The organism is Hwangdonia lutea (assembly GCF_032814565.1).
GTDB lineage: Bacteria > Bacteroidota > Bacteroidia > Flavobacteriales > Flavobacteriaceae > Hwangdonia > Hwangdonia lutea.
Map to the genome: position 1 here is coordinate 3,148,050 of NZ_CP136521.1, position 17,359 is coordinate 3,165,408.

Sequence of the window (17,359 nt, forward strand, 5' to 3'; positions counted from 1 at the left end):
ACCTGACGGGTCTTTTAAGTTAACTCACCCAAAAGCGCACTTCACTCATTGTTGGTTTTATAATCTATAGTTTGATTATAGTTTTATACTAAACTTAAAAATCAACTATTATGAAACTCTTATTAAAAGTCTTTTTTTTAATCTTTCCAATTGCTTTCTATTCCCAGGTTATGCCTTCAATAAAAGTAGGGAACGATAAGTTGGGAATTACATCTTTAGACATAAAAGTAGACGTTGTTGGAAACATCGCAACCACAACTTACGACATGCTTTTTTACAACCCGACACCTAATGTTTTAGAAGGTGAATTGGCTTTTCCGTTAGGTGAAGGACAACGTGTTTCAAGGTTAGCTCTGGAAGTAAATGGAAAACTTAGAGAAGCCGTTGTAGTTGAAAAAGAACAAGGTCGCGTTGCCTTTGAAGCTGTGGTTAGACGACGCGTAGATCCTGTTTTATTGGAAAAAGGAACCGGTAATAATTACAAAGCAAGAATTTACCCAATTCCAGCAAAAGGTTATAAAAGAGTGGTTTTGGCACACGAACAGGAATTGATTTTTAGTGAAGAGGCGCATTACTTTAATTTGCCTTTGGGGTTTAAAAATAATTTAGATCACTTTGTTTTAGAAATGAATGTGTTCGATCAAAAAATGAAACCTTCATTAAAAGAAGGACATATTGAAAACTTTAAGTTTAAAGCATTGTATAATAATTTTTACGCTAAAGTTGAAAAAAAGAATTACACACCAAGTGAATCTTTAACTATTAAAATTCCACAGTATTTCAACAGTAATAAAACCATCACTTTCGATGATTATTTCTATATCTATAAAACATTAAAAACTAACAAAAAACTTAGGAAAAAAGTAAATGAAATTACCATTTATTGGGATGCATCATTATCAATGAAATCAAGAGATTTGGAGAAAGAACTTGAATTTTTAGATAATTACATCAATCATTTAAGAGATGTTAAAGTAGAATTGGTAAAGTTTAGCAATCAAATATTATCGACTAAAAACTATCAAATATCTAACGGAAATTGGTCAAATCTTAAACAAGCCTTAATAAACACGGTTTATGATGGCGGCACGTCTTATGCTAATTTATTTTTAAATAATGCATCCCAAGAAATTTTAATGTTTTCTGATGGTATGAAAAATTTAAGTGATTTGGCAGTTAATACCAGTCAGCCCATTTATGTTGTAAATAGTATTGTAAAAGCTAATCATAGTGAACTGAATAATATTTGCGAAGCTACAAACGGTAAGTATTTAAATTTAAAAAACACGTCTATTAATGAGGCAACCGATAAAATGCTTTATCAATCTTTTAAGTTTTTAGGTTTTGAATCTTCAAATAAAAACATGGAAGCTTATCCAAACAATCCAATAACAGTTTCAACAGATTTTTCATTTTCAGGTAAAAACTTCAAACCAAAAGACACGGTAATTTTGCATTTTGGTTATGGAAACAAGTTGACTCAAAAAGACACCTTAATTATACAATCGGATGTTACAAATAATTTAGTAAAGCGTATTTGGGCTCAAAAGAAATTAAATAAACTTCAACAAAAAAGCGATACTAATAAAGATGACATAGTAAAACATAGCATGCTTTATAATTTGGTAAGTAACCACACGTCTTTAATTGTTTTGGAAACCGTTTGGGATTATGTGCGCTATAAAATTACCCCACCGGAAGAATTATTGGAAGAATACAATAGGATTATTAATAGAAATAAAGGTAAAAAAGTTGTTGCTATTCAAGAAAATGAAACTCGAACTGAAGAAAGTTCAATTTCTCAAGCCTCTAATTCAGGAAATATTTCAGGAACTATTTCAGATAAATCTGGATTACCGTTACCAGGCGTAAACGTAATTGTAAAAGGAACAAGCACAGGGACACAAACTGATTTTGATGGAAAGTATTCGATAAATGCCGCTGTTGGTTCAGATTTGGTTTTTAGTTTTGTGGGCATGCAAACTCTTGAAACAACAATAGGCAACTCATCAACCGTAAATATTTCGATGCAAGAAGATTCGGCACAATTAGATGAGGTTGTTGTGGTTGGCTATGGCACACAAAAAAGGCAATCATTAACAGGTTCGGTTACAACCATTAAAAGTGAGGATTTAAGTACTGGTTATCATGGAAATGTAGCTAGTGCTTTACAAGGCAGAATTGCGGGTGTGCAAGTAAATTCTAACACAGGAAACCTTGGCTCTCATTCTAATATTGTAATAAGAGGTGTCGCGTCTTTAAATGGAAATAACCAACCGTTATTTGTTATTGATGGCATGCCCGTTAGTGGTGATGTTGATGATTTAATTGATGTAAATACTATTGAAAGTATAACAGTACTTAAAGGTGCTTCGGCTGGAGCTTTGTACGGCAGCAGAGCAGCAAATGGCGTCATTGTTATTACAAGTAAGTTTAATAGTAATAGCAGAGCTAGAGTACGAAGTTTTAATAATTCAAGAAAGAAAAGAAACAAATATAAAGGACAATTAAAAGTAAAAGCACAAACTGTAAATACGCTCTATATGGCTGAATTGAAAAATTCGAAATCTTTAGATGAAGCTTATAAAACATACTTGTCCCAAAGAGAAAATTATGAACACGTGCCCGCTTATTATATTGATGTTTACGACTATTTTAAAACATGGAACAATAAAGAAATTGAACTTAGAATATTAACAAACATTGCAGAATTAGATTTTGATAATTATGAACTTTTAAGGGTTTTGGGATACAAATTAGAAGAAGCAAACAATTATGGTTTAGCCGCTTATATATACAATCAAGTATTAAAATTACGACCTGAAGATTCGCAATCGTACCGAGATTTGGCCTTGGTTTATCAAGAAATAGGTTTGGCACAGCAATCCTTTAATTTATTAAACGGTATTGTAAATGGTGCTATTTACAAAAACAATAACCGAAGAAGATTTGCGGGCATGCAACAAATTTCTAGAAATGAAATCAATAAATTGCTTCAAAATAATGCTGAAATAAAAAAAGAAGATTTTAAAAATGTAAATGAAGTTGATGCGTCATTTGATATTAGGGTTGTTATAGATTGGAATCATAACGACACCGATATCGATTTACATATTATTGATCCAAATCTAGAAGAATGTTATTATAGTAACCCAAAAACCAAAATTGGAGGTGAGTTGTCGAGAGATATGACCCAAGGTTTTGGGCCAGAGGAATTCACTCTAAAGCACGCTAAAGAAGGGACGTACTTTATTAAAGTGAATTATTTTGGAGATCGCTATCAAAAAATGGAAAACCCAACGTTTATGAAAGTTACCATGTTTAAAAATTATGGAAAGCCAAATGAAACAAAAGACATTAAAATAATTAGGTTAACCAAAACCAAAGACAAACAAATAGTTGCTAAATTAGAAGTATAGTTTAAAAACCAAAAAGGCTGTCTAAAAAGTCTTTTGGATTTAACTTGTCAGGTTGAGCCTGTCGAAACCGATATTAAATATCATTAATTTAAAATATTTTGACAAGCTCAATTTGACATGGATTTAAACTTTTTAGACAGCCTCATTAAATCTCATTGCTGCATTTTAAAGTAGTAATCGGCCGAATGTTTTCCGGAGCCATAAAACAAAAAGAAAACACAAACTAAAAAGGTGATGAGTGCCAATGTTAAATTGCCCGAATTCATCTCACCCAAAAAATTAATGGCAATGGCACCAATTAATATCGGCAATTGCGCTATTATAGCCCAACGTGTTAATAAGCCAAAAGCTATTAAAATACCGCCAATAAAATGTGCTGGTGCCACGTAGTGAATAATAAACATGCCTCCAGCCATATTTTGAATAGGTTCAAAAAGGCTCATTAGTATTTCACTGTTTCCCATAAAGTTGATGCCTTTAATAAAAAGAAAAACACCAAGTGCAATGCGAATTAAATCAAGTGGCAAATAAGTGTGCGCATTTGCCCATTTGTTTAATGATTTTATTGTTCCCATGATTTAAGTTATTGATTTTCAATACAAAAGGTACAAAAATTTCATAAGATTTAAAAATTATACTTGCAACACACCCATATTAAAGGGCTTTTCAATAGGCGCGTGATTAGCCGCTTCAATCCCCATTGAAATCCATGTTCTGGTTTCTAACGGGTCTATAATGGCATCAGTCCAAATTCTGGCAGCCGCATAATAGGGCGAAACTTGGTTGTCGTATCTATCTTTTATCTTTTGGTATAGCGCATCTTCTTTTTCTTTGGTAAATGTTTCACCTTGTTTTTCAAGCGATGCCTTTTCGATTTGAAGTAAAACCTTGGCTGCGGAATTTCCGCTCATCACAGCAAGTTCTGCACTTGGCCATGCTACAATTAATCGCGGGTCATAAGCTTTTCCGCACATGGCATAATTTCCTGCCCCATACGAATTGCCTAAAATAATGGTGAATTTAGGTACCACACTATTACTTACCGCATTTACCATTTTAGCACCGTCTTTAATTATGCCCGAATGTTCAGATTTACTGCCCACCATAAAACCCGTAACGTCCTGTAAAAACACTAGCGGTATTTTCTTTTGGTTGCAGTTGGCAATAAACCGTGTGGCTTTGTCGGCGCTATCATTATATATTACGCCGCCAAATTGCATCTCTTTTGGTTTTGTTTTAGAGCCTTTGGTTTTTACCAATTTACGCTGGTTGGCCACAATACCAACGGCCCAACCATCAATTCTGGCGTAGCAGGTAATAATGGTTTGTCCGTAACCTGCTTTATATTCATCGAACTCCGAATTATCAACCAGTCGTTTAATAATGTCATACATATCGTATTGATCGGCACGACTTTTCGGGATAATACCATAAATATCTTCAGGGTTTTCTTTTGGTTTTTTCGGTTCACTTCGGTTAAAACCAGCTTTGTCAAAATCACCAATTTTATCCATAATATTTTTAATGGTATCCAAAGCATCGGCATCATCTTTCGCTTTATAATCGGTAACCCCTGAAATTTCACAATGTGTTGTAGCTCCGCCTAAGGTTTCATTATCAATGGATTCGCCAATGGCCGCTTTTACCAAATAGCTTCCGGCAAGAAAAATGCTACCTGTTTTATCAACAATCAAGGCTTCATCACTCATAATAGGTAAGTAGGCACCACCAGCAACACAACTGCCCATAACCGCAGCAATTTGGGTAATGCCCAAACTGCTCATTACAGCGTTATTTCTAAAAATACGTCCGAAGTGCTCTTTATCCGGAAAAATTTCATCTTGCATGGGTAAATACACACCAGCAGAATCGACTAAATATATAATGGGGAGTTTGTTTTCAATAGCGATTTCCTGGGCTCTTAAATTCTTTTTTCCGGTAATAGGAAACCATGCGCCCGCCTTAACCGTGGCATCGTTGGCAACTACAATACACTGTTTGCCTTTTATATAACCCATTTTTACCACCACGCCACCAGACGGACAACCGCCATGTTCGGTATACATATCTTCTCCTGCAAAAGCCGCTATCTCAATAGACTTTCTTTTAGTATCTAAAAGATAATCGATACGCTCTCTGGCTGTCATCTTGCCTTTGCTTTTATGCTTTTCGATGCGTTTTTTTCCGCCGCCAAGGCTTACTTTAGCTAGTTTTTTATTTAATTCGGAAAGCAGAAGTTTATTGTGGTCTTCGTTTTTATTGAAGTTAATATCCATGTATTTTAAGTTTGATGCTAATGTACAAAAGTTTCAAATTTTATTTTCGAGTTTGTTGATGAATTCACAAATTAAGTAACATGGAAATATATTCCTAGGAATATAAATATTTTTATATTACATTTGCAGCATCAATAATTTAATCAATATAAATGAAACGAGATAAAATTATCTATTACACGGCCACAGGATTGTTAACAGCAATCATGCTATTTTCAGTAAGTATGTATTTTTTTCAACACGAAGCTATTAAAGAAGCTTTTACAAGTTTTGGGTATCCAAGCTATATTATTTACCCATTTGCAGCAGCAAAATTACTTGGGTTGATTGCTGTTTGGAGCCCAAATTTAAAAGCCATTAAAGAGTGGGCTTATGCAGGATATTTTTATGCCTTTATATTGGCATTTTTCGCTCATTACATGATTGGCGATGGGCAAGAAGGCACCGCTGTTTTGGCTATTGTTGCATTAATTGTATCTTACATTTTTAATAAAAGAATAGCTAAATAATGAAAAACATTATAGTATTTGCAGGCAGCAATAGTAAAACCTCAATTAATAAGCAATTGGCAATTTATGCTTCGAGTTTAGTCGAAAATGTTACAGTTTCCGTATTGGATTTGAATGATTTTGAACTACCACTATTTGGAGTTGATTTAGAAAAGGAAATAGGCTTTCCGGAACCAGCACAGCAATTTTTAAAATTAATAGCGGAATCTGATGGCATTATTTTATCGCTTGCCGAACATAACGGCGCTTATTCAACGGCTTTTAAAAATATTTTTGATTGGATGTCGAGAATTGAAGCAAAAACCTTTTATGGAAAACCCATGCTTTTGATGGCTGCATCGCCAGGGGGAAGAGGTGGTGCATCGGTATTGGCTATGGCCCAAGATCGCTTTCCTAGGCACGATGCCCATATAGTTGAAACGTTTTCATTCCCAAATTTTGCCGATAATTTTTCAGACGGTATAATCGTAAATAATGATTTGAATGCAGCGTTAAAAAATAAAGTACAAACTTTTCAAAAAGCACTATAATTATGGAAATTAAACAGGTTGACGACGGCAAGAAAGGAAAATTCTTTTTAGAGATTGAAGGCACTCAAGAAGCTGAAATGACTTATACCTACGCAGGAAAAGAGAAGATAATTATTGACCATACCGAGGTTAGCGAAAAATTAAAAGGACAGGGTGTTGGTTACAAATTAGTAGAAGCCGCAGTAGATTTTATGCGAGCAAGCAATATTAAGGCCATACCATTGTGCCCATTCGCTGCGGCTGTTTTTAAAAAGAAACACGATGCGTACAAAGATGTATTATCTTGATATTGCGATAAATTGTATTAACCATTAATTTAAAAATTTAAAATGGGCGATATTTCTAAAGATGTTAACTCGAAGTTTAAAAACAACAAAGTAAAAGCGTTAATCAATATTTTATTTACAGCAAATTGGATTACATCACATCAAAACGCTTTTTTTAAGCCTTTTGGTATTTCGCCACAGCAGTACAATATTTTAAGGATTTTGCGCGGAGCAAAAACGCCTTTAAAAGTACAAACGATTAAAGAACGCATGATTGATAGAGCACCTAATGCAACACGCTTAATGGACAAACTATGCGCTAAAAATCTCATTGAACGCATGCATTGTAGTAGTGACAGACGCGTTGTAAATATTCAAATAACCAAACCTGGATTAGCTCTTTTGGAGAAAATATCAAAAGATTTAAATACCGGTTTGTTGGATAATTTATCAGAACAAGAAGCAGAACAATTAAGCGACTTACTCGATAAAATACGCTAATGCTTTTTTGTACAGATAGTTTTCAGTGAAATTAATCGGGTTTTACTAAGGCAAAAAAGGAAGTTCTTTATAGAGATTCAAGGCACTCAAGTAGTTGAAATGACTTTGCCAGTGCAGTAAAAGAGAATATAATTATTGACTATACCGAAGTTAGCGATAAATTAAAAGAACAGGGTATCGGTTACTAATTGCAGAAAAAGCAGCTGATTTTAGATAGAAACACGACGAATATAAAGATGTGTTAATCTCAATAAGCTCAATTGTTTTTAACTGTTATATGTGTTTTGATTGTTACAGGTTTTCCTAAGTTGGTGAAACCTTCAAAACTTATTTCATAGTCGCCAGCAATGTCCGAAGTATAAAACGAAATTTGGTTTTCATCACTAATCAAATTTAAATTTGGATGCCACAATAATTGATTTCTAAAATCGGGAATACGGTTTAATTCGGAATCACTATAATCTAGTTTAAAATACTTTTTATTTACAATCGGTTTATCAATTTCGAAGCGATTTATGTAATCGCCTTTAATTGTCGGGTTATAATCTCCTTTTAGGGTTTCAATAGAAATAATACCATTAAATAGTTGGCCGCCATAAACATATTTATCTCGCACAACGCCAATAGATTTTATGCTATTTGCATTAAAATCAGTTACAGAATTATGATTTTGTATTAAAATTCCATCGATAAGTACCAATGCCGATGCATCAGATTTATTGGTATCATTATAAAATTTTATATGAAATGTATAATCGCCATTTTCCTGTAAAACATATACCGCATCAACAACTTCGGTAATCGTTTCTTTTAATGTTTTAAATCTAGTGTAATCACTTAAAATATACTTTTTTTCTTTGTATCTATATGACGGTGTTTTAAAATCAATAGGCAGAATACTATCCCTTTTAACGCTGTGATACGCATTTTCTATTTGGTTAAAAATACTTTTATTGAGAATTAAATCGGTTAATTTTGGTGTGAGTTTAAAATCGTTGAACACAAAATTGTTATAGCTTGGTGACTCATAATTATTGATTTCTACTTTATAAACATCTTTATTTGAACCAATAACTTGTACAATGGCATTCGTGTTTTTGTACGTTTCATCTAAATTAAAATAAAATTCACCAGATGAATTTGTGGTTGCAATTTTAAAAATAGCATGTTCTCCAGGGATTGTAAGCGAAACTTTTGCATGTGGTATTGGGGCATTGTTTTTTTTGGAAAACATGGTGCCGGATAAGAGTGCACCTCGCAGCTCTGGTAGAAAAAAAATGGAATCTTTTGATGCTATTTTTAGGTGATTTTGATTGATAAATGAATTGGAGCTACGTTTAGAAGGTGCATTAACAGCATCAATTTTTCTAACCGAAACAGAGTAGTTTCCAAGAGAAAATTTGCCTTTGAGAGGTTTTAAAGTTAATACCACTTTTTCTCTTTTCAGAAAAGTTTTTTTGTTGGTGACTATTTCTACAAATTCATTTTTAATGGGATGGTTTAAAACTTTGATGTTGTTGTCTCTTACATCATTGTTTACCATAATTGTATCTTGATTTTTGTCTGTTTTTACAGTTAATTTTTTATTCGTTCTAAACGGATTTATAATAGTAACATCATTCTGAAAAAAAGTGTTCTCTCCATTATTTCTCATCCATTGCGTGTATGCAATAATTTTATAATTACCTGAAGGGATTGATGCTTTAATAAAAAAATCGCCTTTTCCCAACCCGGATTTTAAAGCTATTTTATGTTTTAAAACAGTATTTTTATCAGTATTTATCAGTTCAACATAAGCTATTTTACTTAACTTACTTATTGCATTTGTGTTTGCGTTAAGGCAGTAAATTTTATAAAATAAACTTTCGCCAGAAACTAAAAAAGTACTGTTAAAATGAACAAATATTTTTTCCTGAGGAAAGTCTTCATAGTTAAACGCCATATCTTTATTCAATATGGATTGACCATGTATTGACGATAAACCAACGCAAATAAAAATGATAAATATAAATATGTTTTTTTTCATTTTAATAGTCGTTTAATCAATCCAAAAATCTGGTTTTGTATTGGTTCCTAGTTTTGTGCAATCGCCACATGCCGCGTCAACCACAAACGGAATGCCTCCGGGAGTTGGGTTTGGGCTAAAATACACCACGCTTTCGTCTATTACTTTTTCTTTTAATAGGTTAATATCGGTAATCATAAAACTTGTGCAATCCACAAAATATGGTGGCAACAGTTCGTCTGGAAAAAAATCAGAATAATTAAAAAATATTCTTTTTGATGACACCGATGAAATATCAAAATAGCCGACTACTTTTTCGTTTTTATTATCAACAGAAAATAAATTGCCACTAAAAAACCCAGGTTGATTTTGAGAGAATAAATTATCGGAACTCGAAAATTTATTCAAAATTTTATAAAACGTAAAAGCTTCTAAAGATTGCGCATATTGCTTAACCAAAATACTGTACCGAGTTCTTATTATCGGGTTGTCTCTAGAGATAACGCGAATTGGAAATGCAAGTGTTTCATCTTGCGAAAAATTTTCGCTGTTTAATTGGATTATACTGTCTGATGCCACAGTATTGTAGCACACTTGCTTTTCAACAGGCCTGCAACACAATTCATTCCAAACTAATTGCCCGTTGTTTAAAACCGTAAATTCGCCATCTACCCATGATGGTGCAACAATTTCATAAGTTTCCTCATATTCATAGCGAAAGTATTTTGAATTTGCTGAGGCGTTAAATCCACCTATAAATATGCTCATATTTTCATTACCGGTTTCGGCATTTACTTCTCTGGAAGCGTATAAATTATTTATTGGCACAACACTAGGTAATTGGGTTGGTTTAGATTTATAGGTTTTGCCATTTTTAGTGGTAACAGATAATGTATAATAGGTGTTTGCCGAGGCTCCAAATACTGCTTTTGAAGTGTATGTGCCAGCGCTGGTTTCTTCAAACTCATATATATTTTGTGCACCATCAGTAATAATTACTGTGGCGTTGCTTTCTTCAGAAGGTGTAAATTCTTCCAATGAAAAGGTTCTAGAAAGTTTTATTTCTTGGTACTTTACTTCATCAGTTATAATTGCTTCTATTATTAAAGCATCTTCAAAATCTATAGATTTTAGGTTGAAAGGTTCTGTACAACTAAACATAAAAAAAGCTGTCAGCAGCCATACTACATAATATGTTTTGATATGTTTCATGTGTTTGTTTTAAGCCTTTTAAAATTTAATATTATATGTTATAGTTGGTACCGGTATAGAAAAAATAGAACTTTTGTAAGCTTTTATTTGTCCGTTTTCTGTAACAAAAAATACGGAATACGGATTGTTTCTGCCCAATACATTGTATATGGAAATATTCCAAAAACTATGCGCCAGTTTTTTTATTTTATGATTTCCTTCAATATTCAAGCCTAAGTCCAATCGAAAATAATCTGGTATTCTAAATTCATTACGGTTGCTATACAATGCATATTCTTTATCCAAATATGTATAAGTTCCAACAGGGTAAGTTACAGGCCTTCCTGTTTGGTATGCAAAATTAAATGAAACGCTGAAGCGCTTGGTCATTTTATAATTGGCAACTAAACTAAAATCATGTGGTTTGTCGTAATTAGCAGGGAAATACTCGCCGTTATTAACACGCTCTTCGCTAAACTCACTATCTAGTTTTATCAACGAACGCGAATAGCTATAGGCTAACCAGCCATTAAGGTTGCCTTTATTTTTTTTAGCTAAAAACTCAACGCCATACGATTTTCCAACGCCTTGAAAAACTTCGGTTTCAACCAATTCATTCAGCAATAAATCGGCACCAACCTTGTAGTCTAAAATATCTTTTGACGTTTTATAGTAAGCTTCCACACTCAACTCGTAATCTTCTAAATTTTTATAAATCCCCAAATTAAATTGATTGGCTTGTTGTGGTTTTATGTTGGAATCGGATAGCTTCCAAGTATCTAAAGGCGATTGGGTTGTGTTGTTAGATAGCGCATGAATGTATTGAAAAGTGCTACTGTAACCGCCTTTTATTGATAAGTCCTCGGTTAAAAAATAGCGAGCAGAAGTACGAATTTCTAGTCCACCGTAGGTTTTTATAACTTCATTTTTAGAATGGTTTTTTGTGTCGATTAACGTGCCTTCATTTCTGGGTTGGCCAGCTTCATAGATTCTTTCGGAAGCTTCGCCCAACGAGGCATAAAACGAGTAACGAAGCCCTAAGCTTAATGAGAGTTTTTTGTTGACCTTAAAATTGTCCGAAATAAAAACAGCCGATTCCAAGGCGCGTTCTTTTGAAATTATAATGGGTTCAATAATCGAATTTTCACCCAAAGGTTCTTTACTGCCAGGGTTTAAAGTATATAATTTACTTGATACGCCATAGTTAAGTTTATGTTTATCGTTGATTGTGGTACTCATTTTAAGTTTGAGAAGCGTTTCATTTATTTTATAATTCAAGTCGAAATTTTTATCGCCATTGCCCTCAAATCCTATATTAAATTGATATTGGCTATTGTTAAGGATTACGCTTCCCTTACTTTTTTTATTAAAGGTGTGATTCCATTTTAAAGTCGCCAATTGATTGCTATAACTATACAAAGAATCTGAAGTGATGCTGAATTTATCTTTGCTGTAATAACCTGTAGTTTCGATAGTATTGTTATCATTTATTTTGTGATCGTACTTTATAATGAAATCGTAAAATGAAGCTTCACTGTTATTTAAAGACTCATCGTCCAGCGACTTTAAAACCCAATCAGAATATGTACCTCGAGCACCAACCAATAACGACGATTTTTCTTTTACAACAGGAATTTCCAACATTAAATTACTGGTTACGGGGCCAATAGCGGCTTCTCCTGAGAGTTTTTCGATATTGCTTTTTTTTGTTTTAATATCAAAAACAGACGATAATCTACCACCAAATTCAACGGGAATATTGCCCTTGTAAATTTCGAGACTGCCAACCGTATAAGGGTTTAGTGCAGAGAATATCCCAAAGAAATGTGTTGGACTGTAAACAATACCTTCGTCAATAAGAATAAGGTTTTGGTCTGCTTTTCCGCCTCTAACATTATAGCCGCTTGCGCCTTCGCCAGCAGTTGAAATTCCGGGTAACGCTGTTGCAATTTTTAATAAATCGCGCTCCCCTAAAACCAACGGAATCGTTTTAATTTCCTCCAATTCTATTTTAGTAATTCCCGCTATAACTTCGGCAACATTTCTGTCTTTTTGCGAGGTTATAACAATTTCATCCAACTGCACTTCGGCATTGGCATCCAAATCAAAATTTGCTTTACCATCATTATAAATAACAATTTTTTTAACCAAATCTTTAATAACCAAAGATTTAAATTCAATTAAATTTTCGCCCGAGGGCAATGTTAAACTGTAAAATCCGTCTTGATTTGTAACGGCAGTAATGTCTTGGTTTTTAACCATTAATACTAAATCTACCAAAGGTTCTTTTGTGACTTTATTTCTAACATAACCAGATAGTTTGAAATTTTCACGAGAGGCATTGGTGGTTTCTTTTCCAATTTTTATTATTTCTAGATACTCGTTTTTATTAAGGTTACCTTCATTAAAAAAAACAGGTTCAGAATTAGTATTGCTATCAAATTTAGTGCTTTCGTTTTCAATAAAATTTATCGGCAATTCATCGCGTATTAAGCTGTTGTTTGTTAAAATAATTTGATGGTTAGTTGATATGTAATAATTAATTACGGTATTTTTAAAAATGTCGTTTAGCACGGTTTTCAAAGGCGCATTATTGTAATTGCCGGATATTAAAGTATCGTCTATCCACGATTCAATAAAATAAAAACGATAATCTGTAACAGATTCAATTTGTTCTATTATTTCAATTTTGGTTGCGTTTTCAAACTGAAGCGAAATTTTGGCTTCATTTTTTTGTGCAAATGATGTGTGAGTTACATTGAAAAACAAGAACAGAAATAGTAATTTCTTCATCATTTACACTTGTTTTTTAGAAATAACGTTGTTTAATTCTGCTACCAATTGCTGCATAAAAAGATCGTAGTTTATATTCAATAATTCATTTTTAGTTTTATAAAATGAGTTGATTTCCTTTTTAAATTCAGGCATTAATTTAATTAGGCTTTTTTTAGATTTTGAAATGCTGTGATATTCATTATTAAAATAGAGCACATATTCAGTTTTGCCTTTAAAACGATAAAAAATCGACCTTCCGGAATAATACTTATTCGATGTTTTTATATGTTTTTTATAAAAGGATAGGTTTTTACTTTTAAAAATGATTTCATAAAAACCATTTTTTAAAGCGATGAATTCCGAATTCTTTATAGAAAACCGCTCAACATGTTCCTTAATTAATTGAATGGTATGTGTAATGGTTTGAGTAGGGATTTTTATAATAATTTCATCGGCATGTATATCGTATTTCAAGTCAACATCAAAATAACGTTGCCCATTGTAAGTTATATGTCCTTTTTGAAAAGCCGAAGTCGTGTAAAATTTATGATTGCCATTTTGGGTCCTATATAATTCACGATAAGCTAAACCATCTATTAGTCCAGAATTTTCTTGCCCAATTGTAGTATCAAACCATTTATAAAACGCTTTTTCAGAAATCGTGGTTTGGCTATATATTGTAATAGTTGAGAATAGCAATAAAAACAATACCGCTTTGTTTTTTAGCATAATTTAACCTAGAATTATAGAATAATACCTAAAGATTGGTAAAAAGTATGGTATAAGCAAATTTTTCGACAGAGAACATTATACTGCCCATAAACGGTATAATAAATACGAACTTAAAATAATTTATCTTTATAAAAAATAATATTGGAATGAAACAAAACACCATAAAAACCATAGGACGAAGCGATTTTGTAAATATGGGCCCCATTAAATTACGCCAGCCCATACCTACACAACACATTGATATGATAGACCCGTTTGTGCTGTTGCATCATTACGGGCCTTATGCCATTGATGAAAGAAACAATCCGTTCGATTTAGGCCCACATCCGCATCGTGGTTTCGAGCCTATTACCTTTTTAATCGAAGGCGAGCAATTGCACAGAGATTCTTTGGGGCACGAAAGTGTGGTAAAAGCCGGAGATGTGCAATGGACAACTGCGGGCAGGGGCATTATTCATGCAGAACGCCCAACAAAAGCATTTGTTGAAAAAGGCGGCACTTTAGAAGGGATTCAACTGTGGTTGAATTTGCCAGCTGAAAAAAAGATGATTCAGCCCAATTATCAACATGTTCAAAATGATGAATTTAATGTGGTTCTTTCAGAAGATAAGAAAGTGAGTATTCAAGTTATTGCTGGAAGTTTAGAAGATAAAAACGGAAAAATTGCCACACAATCTCCGGTGAATGTTTATATGATGGATGTGAAAGCAGGAGGAAAGCATAACGTTGATATTGATATCGCTTACCAATCAGTCTTGTATTTATTAAAAGGACAAGTAACGGTGAATAATGATGTAGATTTAATCCAAAATGAAAATCAATTGATTGAATTTAATCAAGATGGTAATCAGTTTTCTGTAGAAGCTAAAGCAGATAGTAAACTTTTATTTCTCTCAGGAAAACCATTCCATGAAAAGGTAACAACTTATGGACCTTACGTTATGAATACACAAACCGAAATTATGGAGGCTATGCGCGATTACCAAATGGGAAAAATGGGATTTCTTCCAAACAGTTAATAAAAAGCATCCGTTAAAAGGTGCTTTTTTTGTGTAAAACAACGATATTTGCTTTTAAACTAACCATCAAAAATTTAAGAATAAGATTATGGCAATGAATAAAAACACGGTTTTGGCTTGGGCTACTTGGATTATGATATTTGTAGGCCTTGGCTTAATTGGATTAGGCGCTTTTAGATATGACGATGTTGCAGGCTGGGGATTTGCAGCTGTTGGCGGTGGCTTTTTCTGTATCGCATGGGTATTTAATGCTTTAAAAGGTAGAGTGTAACATAGCCATCAGTGTCAGTCTTCAATAATCAATACTATTCAAATAGCTTTATGGCATAGGTATCATTTTTTATACCATCCGGATTTGAACAATAAAAATAATCAATAGAAAAATAGCTTTATGAGCGACGATAAAAAGATAATATTCTCAATGTCGGGGGTTACAAAAACATTCCCGAGTGCAAATACACCTGTTTTAAAAAATATTTACTTGAGTTTTTTCTACGGTGCTAAAATCGGAATTCTTGGTTTAAACGGTTCGGGTAAATCTACCTTACTCAAAATTATTGCGGGCGTAGATAAAAACTATCAGGGCGACGTGGTGTTTTCACAAGATTATTCGGTGGGATACTTAGAGCAAGAACCAAAGCTTGACGATGATAAAACCGTAATGGAAATTGTTCGCGAAGGTGCAGCAGAAACGGTAGCCATTCTCGACGAATACAATAAAATAAATGACCAATTTGGATTAGAAGAAGTGTATAGCGATCCAGACAAAATGGAGAAATTGATGAACCGCCAAGCGGAACTTCAAGACCAAATTGATGCCGCAAATGCATGGGAACTCGATACCAAATTGGAAATAGCCATGGATGCGTTGCGCACGCCAGATGGCGATAAAAAGATTTCGGTTTTATCGGGTGGTGAGCGTCGTCGTGTAGCATTATGCCGTTTGCTTTTACAAGAACCCGACGTGTTACTGTTGGATGAGCCAACCAACCACTTAGATGCAGAATCGGTGCATTGGTTAGAGCATCATTTAGCACAATATAAAGGCACCGTAATTGCAGTGACGCACGATAGGTATTTTTTAGATAATGTTGCAGGTTGGATTCTAGAACTCGATAGAGGCGAAGGCATTCCATGGAAAGGCAATTACTCTTCGTGGTTAGATCAAAAATCGAAGCGTATGGCTCAAGAAGGTAAAGCAGCTTCAAAACGTCAAAAAACTTTAGAGCGCGAGTTGGAGTGGGTTCGACAAGGGGCGAAGGGTAGGCAAACCAAACAAAAAGCTCGTTTGAAGAATTATGATAAACTCATGAGTCAAGACCAAAAACAACTCGATGAAAAATTAGAGATTTACATTCCTAATGGACCGCGATTGGGTACCAATGTGATTGAAGCCATTGGCGTAAGCAAAGGTTACGATGATAAATTACTTTACGAAGATTTAAACTTCAACCTGCCACAAGCGGGAATTGTGGGTGTTATTGGGCCAAACGGTGCTGGAAAAACTACTATTTTTAGAATGATAATGGGCGAAGAAACCCCAGATAAGGGCGAGTTTAAAGTAGGCGATACGGCAAAAATTGCTTATGTAGACCAGAGTCATTCCAATATAGACCCAGAAAAAACCATTTGGCAAAATTTTAGCGACGAGCAAGAGTTGATTATGATGGGCGGCAAGCAAGTAAACTCTCGTGCCTATTTAAGTCGTTTTAATTTCTCAGGAAGCGAGCAAAATAAAACCGTAAAATTACTTTCAGGAGGGGAGCGTAACCGTTTGCACCTAGCCATGACACTAAAGGAAGAAGGCAACGTGTTGCTTTTGGATGAGCCAACGAACGATTTGGATGTTAATACATTACGAGCCTTAGAGGAAGGCTTAGAAAATTTTGCTGGTTGTGCCGTTGTAATTAGTCACGACCGTTGGTTTTTAGATAGAATATGTACACATATTTTAGCTTTTGAAGGTAATTCGCAAGTGTATTTCTTCGAGGGCAGTTTTAGTGATTATGAAGAAAACAAAAAGAAACGGTTGGGAGGCGATTTGATGCCTAAACGAATTAAATATAAGAAACTGATTAGATAAAAACGGAAAACGCTCACTATAAAGGTGAGCGTTTTTTTTATAGTGTAATAGGT

14 protein-coding genes are annotated in these 17,359 nt (G+C 33.8%); 8 read left to right on the forward strand and 6 right to left on the reverse strand.

The window, feature by feature from the left end:
• Nucleotides 1-110: 110 nt before the first annotated feature.
• The gene (locus tag RNZ46_RS13570; protein ID WP_316982705.1) at nucleotides 111-3,419 is read left to right on the forward strand and encodes a DUF2135 domain-containing protein; all 3,309 of its coding nucleotides are present in this window, start codon (nucleotides 111-113) and stop codon (nucleotides 3,417-3,419) included.
• 152 nt (nucleotides 3,420-3,571) lie between these two features.
• On the opposite strand, the gene RNZ46_RS13575 is transcribed toward RNZ46_RS13570, so the two are convergent.
• Nucleotides 3,572-3,994: a DoxX family protein gene (locus tag RNZ46_RS13575; RefSeq protein WP_316982706.1), complete on the reverse strand. Its 423-nt coding sequence runs from the start codon at nucleotides 3,992-3,994 to the stop codon at nucleotides 3,572-3,574.
• A 57-nt stretch (nucleotides 3,995-4,051) separates the two neighbouring features.
• A complete protein-coding gene (locus RNZ46_RS13580) occupies nucleotides 4,052-5,695 on the reverse strand; it encodes an acyl-CoA carboxylase subunit beta (RefSeq protein WP_316982707.1) in 1,644 nt (547 codons plus the stop codon).
• Nucleotides 5,696-5,847: 152 nt separating this feature from the next.
• On the opposite strand from RNZ46_RS13580, the gene RNZ46_RS13585 reads away from it, so the two are divergent.
• The 4 genes from RNZ46_RS13585 to RNZ46_RS13600 are packed head-to-tail and all read left to right on the forward strand — an operon-like array spanning nucleotide 5,848 to nucleotide 7,501.
• Nucleotides 5,848-6,204 carry a DoxX family protein gene (locus RNZ46_RS13585; RefSeq protein WP_316982708.1) on the forward strand — a complete coding sequence of 119 codons (357 nt, stop codon included), beginning with the start codon at nucleotides 5,848-5,850 and terminating at the stop codon, nucleotides 6,202-6,204.
• Nucleotides 6,204-6,734 carry an NADPH-dependent FMN reductase gene (locus RNZ46_RS13590; protein WP_316982709.1) on the forward strand — a complete coding sequence of 177 codons (531 nt, stop codon included), beginning with the start codon at nucleotides 6,204-6,206 and terminating at the stop codon, nucleotides 6,732-6,734. The genes RNZ46_RS13585 and RNZ46_RS13590 overlap by 1 nt, the downstream gene beginning before the upstream one ends.
• A gap of 2 nt (nucleotides 6,735-6,736) precedes the next feature.
• Nucleotides 6,737-7,021, forward strand: a complete 285-nt coding sequence (locus RNZ46_RS13595; RefSeq protein ID WP_316982710.1) for a GNAT family N-acetyltransferase — start codon at nucleotides 6,737-6,739, stop codon at nucleotides 7,019-7,021.
• A 42-nt stretch (nucleotides 7,022-7,063) separates the two neighbouring features.
• A complete protein-coding gene (locus RNZ46_RS13600; protein WP_316982711.1) occupies nucleotides 7,064-7,501 on the forward strand; it encodes a MarR family winged helix-turn-helix transcriptional regulator in 438 nt (145 codons plus the stop codon).
• 256 nt (nucleotides 7,502-7,757) lie between these two features.
• On the opposite strand, the gene RNZ46_RS13605 is transcribed toward RNZ46_RS13600, so the two are convergent.
• The 4 genes from RNZ46_RS13605 to RNZ46_RS13620 are packed head-to-tail and all read right to left on the reverse strand — an operon-like array spanning nucleotide 7,758 to nucleotide 14,201.
• Complete coding sequence (locus tag RNZ46_RS13605; RefSeq protein WP_316982712.1) at nucleotides 7,758-9,527, reverse strand: hypothetical protein; 1,770 nt, start codon at nucleotides 9,525-9,527, stop codon at nucleotides 7,758-7,760.
• A gap of 12 nt (nucleotides 9,528-9,539) precedes the next feature.
• Complete coding sequence (locus RNZ46_RS13610; protein WP_316982713.1) at nucleotides 9,540-10,718, reverse strand: DUF4249 domain-containing protein; 1,179 nt, start codon at nucleotides 10,716-10,718, stop codon at nucleotides 9,540-9,542.
• 18 nt (nucleotides 10,719-10,736) lie between these two features.
• On the reverse strand, nucleotides 10,737-13,493 hold the full coding sequence (locus RNZ46_RS13615; protein ID WP_316982714.1) for a TonB-dependent receptor: 2,757 nt from the start codon (nucleotides 13,491-13,493) through the stop codon (nucleotides 10,737-10,739).
• Nucleotides 13,494-14,201 carry a hypothetical protein gene (locus tag RNZ46_RS13620; RefSeq protein WP_316982715.1) on the reverse strand — a complete coding sequence of 236 codons (708 nt, stop codon included), beginning with the start codon at nucleotides 14,199-14,201 and terminating at the stop codon, nucleotides 13,494-13,496. It abuts the gene before it with no gap.
• Nucleotides 14,202-14,350: 149 nt separating this feature from the next.
• Here RNZ46_RS13620 and RNZ46_RS13625 point away from each other — a divergent pair, with 149 nt between their 5' ends.
• The 3 genes from RNZ46_RS13625 (at nucleotide 14,351) to ettA (ending at nucleotide 17,306) form a co-directional block, all read left to right on the forward strand.
• On the forward strand, nucleotides 14,351-15,223 hold the full coding sequence (locus RNZ46_RS13625; RefSeq protein ID WP_316982716.1) for a pirin family protein: 873 nt from the start codon (nucleotides 14,351-14,353) through the stop codon (nucleotides 15,221-15,223).
• 88 nt (nucleotides 15,224-15,311) lie between these two features.
• On the forward strand, nucleotides 15,312-15,494 hold the full coding sequence (locus RNZ46_RS13630; RefSeq protein WP_311937728.1) for a CAL67264 family membrane protein: 183 nt from the start codon (nucleotides 15,312-15,314) through the stop codon (nucleotides 15,492-15,494).
• A gap of 120 nt (nucleotides 15,495-15,614) precedes the next feature.
• Nucleotides 15,615-17,306: an energy-dependent translational throttle protein EttA gene (gene ettA / locus RNZ46_RS13635; protein ID WP_316982717.1), complete on the forward strand. Its 1,692-nt coding sequence runs from the start codon at nucleotides 15,615-15,617 to the stop codon at nucleotides 17,304-17,306.
• Nucleotides 17,307-17,359 lie beyond the last annotated feature (53 nt).